Origin of the sequence: Motiliproteus sediminis (assembly GCF_017912535.1) — a bacterium.
GTDB classification, from domain to species: domain Bacteria; phylum Pseudomonadota; class Gammaproteobacteria; order Pseudomonadales; family Balneatricaceae; genus Motiliproteus; species Motiliproteus sediminis.
In genome coordinates this window covers 265,422-276,281 of the sequence record NZ_JAERQK010000004.1, presented here as the reverse complement: position 1 = coordinate 276,281, position 10,860 = coordinate 265,422, and the positions used below count along the sequence as shown (strand labels likewise).

Here is a 10,860-nt window from a genome sequence, read left to right as displayed (position 1 = left end):
CGCGCTTCAGCCCTTTGCTCGGGTGTGAACCTACGCCCACCACCTCGATCCGACCGTCGACGTCCACTTCCGCCACCAGCGCCACCACCTTGCTGGTGCCGATGTCCAAAGCCACGATCATGTTGTTGTGCTCCATTACCATCCTTCAGCTCACTACTTCGCGGCATCCAGGCGCCGCGGCGGTTCATTCCAGGTTACCGTCAACCCGTTGGTGTAGCGCACGTCAACCGCACGGATGCGATCAACATAGTCCTCTAGCTGGGCGGTGTAGATACGCGTAAAACGCTCCATCCGCTCCAACGTCTTACCGCGCCCTACCCTTAATTCGATGCCGTTATCCAACGTCAGCGTCCAGGCGCCACGCGCCTCCATCGACAACGCCGTTACTTTCAACCCCAGCGGACGCAACAACTGGGTAAAGTTACGGTACTGGCGCATCATCTCCAGCGCCTGCCCCTGGCCACCCCGCAGCAGCGGCAGCCGCTCAAATCCGGCGACCTGCGGCGGCTCAAACACTACCCCGCGCTCGTTCACCAGCCCCCGTTCACCCCAGCGCGCTACCGGACGATTCTCATGCACCTCGACCGCCAGGGTCTGGGGCCAGCGACGATGCAGATCGACACGATCGATCCAGGGGTCGCTTTCCAGTTCGGCCCGAATCGCCGCTAACGGCAGTTCGATGTAGGGCGTACCGGCATAGGCCATCAGCCGTCGCTGGATCGATTCTCCGGCCACCTGATGGAGGGTGCCGCTCACCCGAACCTCTTCCATCGGTGCGTTAACCCAGCGCTCAAAAACCCCGCGCAGTAACCACACGCACAACAGCAGCAGCAGCACCTGCAGCGCCACCAATACGCCGTACCAGCTCAACCGCATCGCCGGCGGCTCTGCCGGACTATCAGCCATAGCCACTAACGACACCGTCAGCCCACACTCGCCAATATTTTCACCACCAGCTGCTCAAAACTCAGCCCGGCCTCACGCGCAGCCATCGGCACCAGGCTGTGATCGGTCATGCCCGGGCTGGTGTTGACCTCCAGCAGCCAGAACTGCCCCTCGGCATCCTGCATCAGATCGACCCGGCCCCAGCCACGACAGCCCACAGCGCTGAACGCCTTCAGCGCCAGCGACTTGATCTCCTCCGTCTGCGTCTCGTCAAGCAGGGTGTCAAAGTCGTAACGGGTGTCATTGGCGAGATACTTGGCGTCGTAATCGTAAAACTGGTGAGGCGTTTCCAGCCGGATTACCGGCAGCGCCTGATTGTCCAGAATCGCCACGGTGTACTCGCGCCCCTGGATCCAGCGTTCGGCAAACACGCAGGAGTCATAGCCGGAGGCACTGTCGTACGCCGATGCCAGCTGCTCGGGCGTTTCCACCCGCACCATGCCGATACTCGACCCCTCATGAGCCGGTTTGACCATTGCGGGCAACGGTAACGCCTTGGCGATGGCATCCCAGTTCGAGCTACTACTGAGCAAACGATAGGGCGGGGACGGCAGCTGCAAACTGCTCCACAGCTGCTTGCAGCGCATCTTGTCCATCCCCAGCGCCGAGGCCATCACCCCGCTGCCGGTATAGGGGATCTGCAGCATCTCCAATGCCCCCTGAATAGTACCGTCTTCGCCACCGGGACCATGCAGGGCAATAAAAGCGATATCGATCGGCTGCGCCTGCAGTTGCGCCATCGGGTTGGCGCTGCCGTCGTCGCCGTACAGGTCGATACCAAAGGCATCAACCCCGGCGCGCTGCAGCGCCGCCAATACCGCCTTGCCACTGTTCAGCGATACCGGACGTTCGGAGGAGTTCCCCCCCATGAGTACCGCGACCCGGCCAAAGGATGCCGGCGAACGCTCACTGGGCAAAATCTGCATCTTGCTTAGCTCTCCTGTTCCGGTTGCAGACCACGCGCCGCCAGACTATTGGACAGACCGCCGATGTCACCGGCGCCCTGGGTCAACAGCAGATCGCCGGGCTGCAGGATGTTTTGCAATACTTTGGCGACATCTTCGCCGCGCTCAATGAACACCGGATCCACCTGACCACGCTGACGAATACTGCGACACAGGCTGCGCCCATCAGCCCCCGGAATCGGCTCTTCACCGGCGGGGTAGATATCCATTAGCAGCAACACATCGGTACCGGACAGCACCTGGACAAAATCTTCGTAGAGATCACGGGTACGACTGTAGCGGTGGGGCTGATAGATCATTACCAGACGCTTGTCCGGCCAGCCGGCACGGATCGCCTGCAGGGTGACTCCAACTTCGCGCGGATGGTGACCATAGTCATCCACCATCATCACCTCACCCTCGCCCGCGGCGGTCCTGATCGGGAAGTGACCCTGAATCTGGAAGCGGCGGCCGACACCTTCGAAACCGCTCAAGCCATCGATGATGGCCTGATCGTCAATCCCCTCGTCGGTGGCGACCGCAATGGTTGCCAGGGCGTTCAGTACGTTGTGCTCGCCCGGCATATTGAGGGTTACCTCCAGCTCGCCGGCACCATTAGGGCGCAAGGCACGAAAGTGCGTTCGCATCCCCTCCTGGCGAACATCGACGGCGCGGAAGTCAGCATCCTGATTGAAACCGTAGGTAATCACCGGACGACTCACCTGCGGCAGTATCTCGCAGACCACCGGATCATCGGTGCACATCACCGCCAAACCGTAAAACGGCAGGTTGTGGAGAAAGTCGACGAAGGTCTTTTTCAACACGTTAAAATCGCCGCCATAGGTGGACATGTGGTCGGCATCGATGTTGGTGACAATCGCCACCATCGGCTGCAGGTGCAGAAAGGAGGCATCACTTTCGTCCGCCTCCGCCACCAGATAGCGACTTTCACCCAATTTCGCATTGGTACCGGCGCTGGTCAGGCGGCCACCGATCACATAGGTGGGGTCCAGCTTGCCCTGGGTCAGTACCGACGCGATCAGGCTGGTAGTGGTAGTCTTGCCGTGGGTGCCCGCGACCGCGATGCCGTGCCGGTAACGCATCAACTCGGCCAGCATCTCAGCCCGACGCACCACCGGTACCCGCTGATCCCGGGCAGCCTTCACCTCGGGATTTTCCTCACCGACCGCACTGGAGACCACCACCGCGTCGACACCGCAGATGTTGTCTTCCCGGTGACCGATATGAATGGTGGCGCCAAAGCCCTTCAACCGTTCGGTAACCGCCGACTCGCGGATATCGCTGCCACTGATGGCATAGCCCTGGTTCAGCAACACCTCGGCAATACCGCACATTCCCACCCCGCCGATACCGACAAAATGGATACAGCGGATGCGGCGCATCTCGGGGACTTCATATCGTTTTGGCGTTTTAGCTTTCACCGGCACACTCCCGACATTGTTGAGCAACCGTCGCGGTGGCCTGGGGGTGAGCCAGTTCACGCGCCTTGCCGGCCATCGCCAGCAATCGATCACGATCGTTGTATTGATTCAGCAACGCACTCAGACGTTGCACGTTCAGTTGCGGCTGCGGCAGTAGCACCGCCGCGCCAGCGTCGGCCAGATAGCGTGCGTTGGCGGTCTGGTGGTCATCCACCGCAAACGGAAACGGCACCAGCAGCGACGGCACGCCGGCTGCAGCCAGCTCACTGACCGTCAACGCCCCGGAGCGACACAGCACCAGATCGGCCCAACCGTAAGCAGCGTCCATATCATCGATAAAGGGCACCACCCGCGCCTCCACTCCCAACTCCCGATAACGGGTCTGGGTCTCGTCCAGATTGCGCTTGCCGGTCTGGTGCCAGACCTCAGGCCGCTGCTCCGGCTCCAGCGCGGCCAGGGTTTCCGGTACGCAGTCGTTGATCGCCTTGGCACCCAGACTGCCACCCACCACCAGTAGTTTGAGGGGGCCGTTGCGCCCGGCAAACCGCTCCGCCGGCGCAGGCAGCGCCATGATGGAGCTGCGAATGGGATTACCGGTGGCCAGCGCCCTGGCGGAAGCCTCAAACGCGCCCGGGAACGCTTCCATCACCCGCGTAGCCAACCGCGACAAGACACGGTTGGTCATCCCCGGGATGGCGTTCTGCTCGTGAATCAACAGCGGCACCCGCTGCAGCCAGGCGGCCAATCCTCCGGGACCACTGGCGAAGCCACCCATGCCCAGCACGCATACCGGCTTTACCCGGCGGATTACCGCCAGCGCCTGCCAGGTTGCGCGCAACAGTTTAAAGGGGGCCAATAGCAGCCCCAGCTTGCCTTTGCCCCGCAGCCCCGCCACGCTGATTCGATGCAACAGAATATCGTTGGCCGGCACCAATTCGGCCTCGATACCGGCGGCGGTTCCCAACCATTCGATCCGGTAGCCGGCCTGCTGCAGTTCGTGCGCCGTGGCCAGCGCCGGGAACACATGACCACCGGTACCGCCGGCCATCACCAGTACGGTCGGAGCATGCATACTCATGCATCCTCCTCCGACTCGCGCTCGGCTTCGTTGCTGTCGATATGGATGCGACACAACAAACCCAGCATCCCCAACGACACGAGTAGGCTACTGCCGCCGTAGCTCACCAGCGGCAGGGTCAGTCCCTTGGTCGGCAGCACGCCGACATTGACACCGATGTTGATCAGCGCCTGACCGGCAAATACCAGCCCGATGCCGTAGGCCACGTAGGCCTGATAGCGCAGCCCCAGCTCCTCAGCCCGGCGCCCGATGGCAAACACTCGCACCACCAGGATGGCAAACAGCACCACCACCGTCAGCGCACCGATCAGGCCCAGCTCTTCCGCCAGCACCGAATACACAAAGTCGGTATGCGCTTCCGGCAGGTAAAACAGCTTCTGTACACTGTTCCCCAATCCCAAGCCAAACCACTCACCACGCCCAAAGGCGATCTGCGCCTGCGCCAACTGATATCCGGCGCCAAAGGGGTCCGCCCAGGGATTCATGAACGAGGTCAAACGCTGCATCCGGTAGGGTTCGGCCACCGCAATCAACGCCACCAAAATCGAGCTACCCAGCACCACCAGCAGGAACTGCCCCAGCTTCATGCCGCCCAGAAAGATCATCCCCAGCACGGTGCAGGTCATCACCACCACGGCGCCAAAGTCCGGTTCCAGCAGCAGCAAGCCGACATACACTCCCACCACGCACATCGGCTTGATAAAGCCGCTCCACTGGGTACGCACCTCGTCGAGGCGGCGCACCAGATAACCGGCGATGTAGACAATGACGCACAGCTTGGCCAATTCGGAGGCCTGAATATTGATCGGACCAAGCCGAATCCAGCGGATACTGCCGTTGACCTCGCGACCAATTCCGGGAATCAGCACCGCCACCAGCAGCAGGAATCCTGCCAGCAACCACCAATGCCCGGTACGCTGCCACAAGGACATTGGCACCAGAAAAACGGCAACGCCAAACACCAGCGCGATCAGCATGAACACCATGTGCTTGCCGGCGTGATAGAAAGGCGAACCGTATTTGACATCCGCCACCTCCATCGAGGCAGACGTGATCATCAGCGCGCCCAACACCATCAGGGTAAAGGCACTGAACAGCAGCCAGGGATCAAAGGCACCGGGAGTGCGCACCTCGGCGCTGGCGCGGGAGAACCAGGGCAGCGATAGAGGCAGGTTCATCGCAACCCCTCCACCGCGGCCACAAACTGATCGCCGCGGTCTTCAAACCCTTTGAACATGTCAAAGCTGGCACAGGCTGGCGATAACAACACCAGATCACCGGGTTGCGCCAGTGCGCGCGCGGTACCGACCGCGGCAGCCAGACTCTCGCTCTGGACGACCTGGCAGGCACCGTCAAGGGCGGCATCAATGCGTGGCGCGTCGGTTCCGATCAACACCGCCGCACGGCCATACTGCGCCATCGGTTGCTTGAGGTCGTCAAAGGCCGCACCTTTGCCGTCGCCGCCGGCGATCAGAATCAGCTTACCGGCACAATCAGGACCAAGGCCGTTGATCGCCGCCAGCGTAGCGCCGACATTGGTGCCCTTGGAGTCGTTAACATAATCCACCCCGTCCAACGCCCGCACCCACTGGCAACGATGGCGCAGACCGGCAAATTCGCGCAGAGTCGCGAGCATAGCGTCCATCGGTAACTTTACCGCCTGCCCCAGCGCCAGCGCCGCCAGTGCGTTAGCCACATTGTGCTGGCCGCGCATCTTCATCGCCGCCAGCGGCATCAGCGGCTCCAGCCCTCGGACCAGCCAGGATGCGCCTTCATGCTCGCGTACGCCAAAGGCGCCCAGATCGGGCTGGCCAAGGCCAAAGCTGGTCTGCGGCACGGTATCCGGCAGCAGTGGCTGGGTCAGGGTATCGTCACGATTGAACACCGCCTGACGACAGCCGCGGTAGATACGCTGCTTGGCCCGATGGTAGGCCGACAGGTCGGCATAACGGTCCATGTGGTCAGGACTGACGTTCAGCACCGTTGCCACCTCGGCCCGCAGTTTTTCGGTGGTTTCCAGCTGAAAACTCGAAAGTTCAAGCACATACAGAGCCTGTTCGCCCTGTTCCAGCATATCCAGCACCGGCGTACCCAGATTGCCGCCCACGCCCGCATCCACGCCGGCACGAGCAGCCATGGCGCCCACCAGCGAGGTGACCGTGCTCTTGGCGTTGGAGCCGGTGATCGCCACGATCGGTGCCTTCACCGCCAGACAGAACAGATCGATATCGCCCAGCAGCTCAACACCGGCAGCCGCAGCTGCCTGAATCGCAGGCTCCGCCAGCGCCACCCCGGGGCTGACCACCAAGCGACTGGCGCTCTTCAGGGTATCCGCGTTGAGCGGGCCACACTCGACCGGCACCTCCGGGTACAAGCGCTGAAATTCGGCCAGATTGGGCGGAGCAATACGGGTGTCCACGGCGCCAAAGCGCGCCCCAGAAGCCGCCAGATAGCGCGCACAGCTCATCCCGGTCTTGCCCAGACCGACAATCAGTGTGAATTGGTCGCTACCGATCAGCATCGCATTGGCCCTTATCGAATCTTGAGGGTCGCCAGACCCACCAGTACCAGAATGACGGTGACAATCCAGAAGCGCACGATCACCCGCGGCTCCGGCCAGCCCTTCAGTTCAAAGTGATGATGCAGCGGCGCCATGCGGAAGATCCGCCGCCCGGTGAGTTTGAACGACCCCACCTGCAAAATGACCGACACCGTCTCCATCACAAACACGCCGCCCATGATCACCAGCACCAGTTCCTGGCGTACGATCACCGCCACCACGCCGAGCGCCGCACCCAACGCCAGCGCACCGACGTCGCCCATAAACACCTGGGCGGGGTAAGTGTTGAACCAGAGAAAGCCGAGGCCCGCGCCCACCATGGCACCGCAGAACACGATCAACTCGCCGGAACCGGCGATATAGGGGATCTGCAGATAGTCGGCGAATTTCACGTGCCCGGAGACGTAACAGAAGATCGCCAGCGCACCGGCGACCAGTACCGTCGGCATGATCGCCAGACCATCGAGCCCGTCGGTTAGGTTGACCGCATTGCTGCTGCCGACGATGACAAAGTAGGTAAACACGATAAAGAACAGCCCCATATCGATGGCGATGTTCTTGAAAAAGGGCACGATCAGCTGGGTTTCGGCCGGGCCAGACGCCGTCAGGTAGAGCGCCACCGCCGCACCGATACCGCCCACCGATTGCCACAGATATTTCCACCGCGCGGGTAGCCCGCGCGGGTTCTTCTCCACCACCTTGCGGTAATCGTCAACCCAACCGACAGCACCGAACACCAGCGTCACCAGCAGTACGATCCAAACATATTTATTGGACAGGTCGCCCCACAGCAGGGTACTGATGCCGATCGACACCAGAATCAGCGCCCCACCCATGGTGGGCGTACCGGCCTTGCTGAGGTGGGTCTGCGGCCCGTCGTCGCGCACCGCCTGACCGATCTGATACTGCTGCAGCTTGCGAATCATCATGGGGCCGAACAGCACTGACAGGGTCAGCGCCGTCAACACCCCCAGAATGCCGCGCAGGGTCAGGTACTGGAACACAGCGAAGCCGCTGATGTAGTTGGATAACAGGTCCGCCAGGAGCAGTAGCATGGTTAACGGTTTTCCTCGTCGAACAGGGCCTTGATAACATCTTCCATGTGAGCGCTCCGGGACCCCTTCACCAGAACCACGCTGTCGTCGCTAATCGTGTTTTGGAGCCAGGCAGATGCCGCGGCGCAATCATCGAAGCAGGGAGCATCAGCGCCAAAGGCGTGCGCCGCATTAGCCGCGAGCCTACCCACGGCCACCAGCTGATTCACCCCGTGAGCGGCCGCATAGCGACCGATATCCGCGTGCAGCGCCTCGCTGTCAGCGCCCAGCTCCGCCATATTGCCCAACACCAGCACACGTGGGCCGGGCAGATCTGCCAGCACCCGCACCGCCGCTTTTACCGACTCGGGGTTGGCGTTGTAGCTGTCATCAATCAAACGCACCCCGCCGCGACCACGCATAACCCGCAGTCGCCCCGGCACGCCGACAAAGCGTTCCAGCCCCGTCGCGATCTCCGCCAGCGTGAACCCCAAAGCAAAGGCCGCAGCCGCAGCCGCCAACCCGTTACTCACCGCGTGTCGACCGACCACGCTCAGCGCCACAGCTACCTGATCACTATGGGTGTTGAGGACGAAGCGGTAGCAACCGTCACTGCCGGGCTCCAGATGACTGGCGAACAGATCTGCGGCCGCACTTTTCAGACTGAAGGTCAGAGCGCGTTTGCCGCGCAGTTGCTCCAGCCATACCTCTGCATGGGGGTCATCAAGGTTCACCACCCCGACGCCATCGCTATCGAGCCCATCAAAAATTTCGCCCTTGGCACGCACCACCCCTTCGAGACTGCCAAAGCCCTCCAGATGGGCACCACCGGCATTGTTCAGAATGGCCACCTGCGGACGAGTCAACCCCACGGTGTAGGCGATTTCACCAGCGGCGCTGGCCCCCAGCTCGATCACGCCATAGCGATGGGCATCGTCCAGCTCCAGCAGCGTCAAGGGCACACCGATATGATTATTGAGATTGCCGCGCGTGGCATGAACAACACCACGGGTTCGCAACACTTCCGCCAACATCTCCTTAACGCTGGTCTTGCCACTGCTGCCGGTCACCGCCACCAGCGGATGTTGAAAACGCGACCGATTGAGCGCTCCGAGCTGCCCCAGCGCTTGCTGGGTATCGGCAACCCGCAGCTGTGGCAACTCGCTCGCCTGCCAGTCAGTGACTACCGCCGCGCAGGCCCCGCTCGCAGCGGCTTGCGGAACAAAGCGGTTGCCGTCAAAGTTAGGACCGCTAAGCGCCACAAACAGGTCACCGGGTACTAACTGCCGGGTATCAGTGCTGACCCGCGCAAACTCGCTGTCACCGCGGCACTCGCCCTGCAGCGCCTCGCGCAGATCACTCAGACGCCACTGACCGATCACGCCGCACCTCCCAGTGCTTGTCGCACCTGATCCGCATCACTGAAGGGGTAACGCACGCCGCTGATCTCCTGATAATCCTCGTGTCCCTTACCGGCCACCAGCACCACATCACCCGCCTCGGCATGGGTGACGGCGTAAGTGATGGCGCGACTCCGGTCCGCTTCGACCACGACCCGCCCGGATCGTTTCAGCCCTGCAGATATATCCTCAATAATCGCCTGCGGTTCCTCGCTGCGTGGGTTGTCGCTGGTAATGACCAGGCGATCGGCCGCTGCCTCGGCCACGGCCGCCATCTGCGGCCGCTTGCCCCGATCCCGGTCGCCACCGCACCCAAACACACACCACAGCTGCCCCTGACAGTGACCGCGCAGCGCCTGCAGCGCCTTCTCCAACGCATCCGGGGTGTGGGCATAGTCGACCACCACCAGCGGGCGGTGGGGCTGATGGAAGCTCTCCATTCGCCCGGCAACACCCTGCAACTGCGCCAGCTGCTCGACCACCGCAGCCAACGCATGGCCGCGCCCCAGCAACACCCCGGCAGCCGCCAGCAGGTTGAGCAGATTGAAACGGCCGATCAGCGCGCTCTCCAGCGTGCAACGCTGCTCGCCGTAACGGATCACCGCGGCGATACCACTGGCGGTCTGGGAGAAACCCTCGACGCTCAGCCCGTCCTCACCCGGGTTATCCAGGCCGTAGCTGATCGACTGCACTTCGTCGCCGAGTCCGGCCAGCAGCGTACGGCCGAAGGGGTCATCGCGGTTAACCACCGCCCGGGTAACACCGTACTCATGGAACAGACGCGCCTTGGCAGCGCCATAGGCCTCCATTGTGCCGTGATAGTCGAGGTGATCACGACTGAGATTGGTAAACACCGCCTGGCTGAAACGCAGCCCCGCGACCCGCTGCTGCTCCAGCGCGTGGGACGACACCTCCATCACCACCTGACGCGCGCCGCGGTCGCGCAAGCCGGCCAACAGCTGCTGCAAACGAATTGCGTCCGGGGTGGTATGGCTGGCGCTTTCTAACTGGCCATAAAAGCCGTAACCGTTGGTGCCGATCAACGCCGGAGCCTCACCCATGGCGGCCAGCGCCTGGGCAATAAAATGGCAGCACGAGGTCTTGCCGTTGGTACCGGTAATGGCGATCAGGTCGAGCTCATCACCGGGCTGACGGTAAAAACGCGCCGCCAGCTCAGCCTGATGCACCGCCAAGTCAGGCTGCACCATAACCGGCACGCCCACCTCGCCGCCGGCACCGCCGTCGGTCACTACCGCCACTGCGCCTGCGGCCACCGCTGCATCGATAAAGGCAGCACCATCAAAACGCTCGCCACGGCAGGCTAAAAACAGGTCACCGGGCTGAACCCGGCGACTATCGTTGGTAAGGCCTGTGACTTCTTGCGCACACCAGGATGCGCCCGCCGCCAGTTCTGGCAGCAGTTCATCCAAGCGCATTCGGTAGTCCGGCTGATTCAT

At 62.3% G+C, this 10,860-nt stretch carries 9 protein-coding genes and 1 pseudogene; all 10 read right to left on the bottom strand.

Going from position 1 to position 10,860, the window contains the following annotated elements; all coding sequences use genetic code 11:
* Positions 1–142: pseudogene (locus tag JJQ76_RS10390) on the bottom strand (cell division protein FtsA); the annotation flags it as partial.
* 11 nt (positions 143–153) lie between these two features.
* Positions 154–906, bottom strand: coding sequence for a cell division protein FtsQ/DivIB (locus JJQ76_RS10385; RefSeq protein ID WP_246480565.1), 753 nt, complete (start codon positions 904–906; stop codon positions 154–156).
* A gap of 17 nt (positions 907–923) precedes the next feature.
* Entirely contained in the window at positions 924–1,871 is a 948-nt protein-coding gene (locus JJQ76_RS10380) for a D-alanine--D-alanine ligase (protein WP_210396744.1), read from the bottom strand.
* 5 nt (positions 1,872–1,876) lie between these two features.
* Positions 1,877–3,292 (bottom strand): UDP-N-acetylmuramate--L-alanine ligase, encoded by a 1,416-nt coding sequence (gene murC / locus JJQ76_RS10375; protein WP_246480564.1) that lies wholly within the window; start codon positions 3,290–3,292, stop codon positions 1,877–1,879.
* 28 nt (positions 3,293–3,320) lie between these two features.
* Complete coding sequence (gene murG / locus JJQ76_RS10370) at positions 3,321–4,409, bottom strand: undecaprenyldiphospho-muramoylpentapeptide beta-N-acetylglucosaminyltransferase (protein WP_210396742.1); 1,089 nt, start codon at positions 4,407–4,409, stop codon at positions 3,321–3,323.
* On the bottom strand, positions 4,406–5,587 hold the full coding sequence (gene ftsW / locus JJQ76_RS10365; RefSeq protein WP_210396741.1) for a putative lipid II flippase FtsW: 1,182 nt from the start codon (positions 5,585–5,587) through the stop codon (positions 4,406–4,408). Before ftsW ends, murG begins: the two co-directional genes overlap by 4 nt.
* Positions 5,584–6,930 (bottom strand): UDP-N-acetylmuramoyl-L-alanine--D-glutamate ligase, encoded by a 1,347-nt coding sequence (gene murD / locus JJQ76_RS10360; RefSeq protein WP_210396740.1) that lies wholly within the window; start codon positions 6,928–6,930, stop codon positions 5,584–5,586. Before murD ends, ftsW begins: the two co-directional genes overlap by 4 nt.
* An 11-nt stretch (positions 6,931–6,941) precedes the next feature.
* Complete coding sequence (gene mraY, locus JJQ76_RS10355; RefSeq protein WP_210396739.1) at positions 6,942–8,024, bottom strand: phospho-N-acetylmuramoyl-pentapeptide-transferase; 1,083 nt, start codon at positions 8,022–8,024, stop codon at positions 6,942–6,944.
* Positions 8,025–8,026: 2 nt separating this feature from the next.
* Positions 8,027–9,385: a UDP-N-acetylmuramoyl-tripeptide--D-alanyl-D-alanine ligase gene (locus tag JJQ76_RS10350; RefSeq protein ID WP_210396738.1), complete on the bottom strand. Its 1,359-nt coding sequence runs from the start codon at positions 9,383–9,385 to the stop codon at positions 8,027–8,029.
* Complete coding sequence (locus JJQ76_RS10345) at positions 9,382–10,860, bottom strand: UDP-N-acetylmuramoyl-L-alanyl-D-glutamate--2,6-diaminopimelate ligase (RefSeq protein ID WP_246480543.1); 1,479 nt, start codon at positions 10,858–10,860, stop codon at positions 9,382–9,384. The genes JJQ76_RS10350 and JJQ76_RS10345 overlap by 4 nt, the downstream gene beginning before the upstream one ends.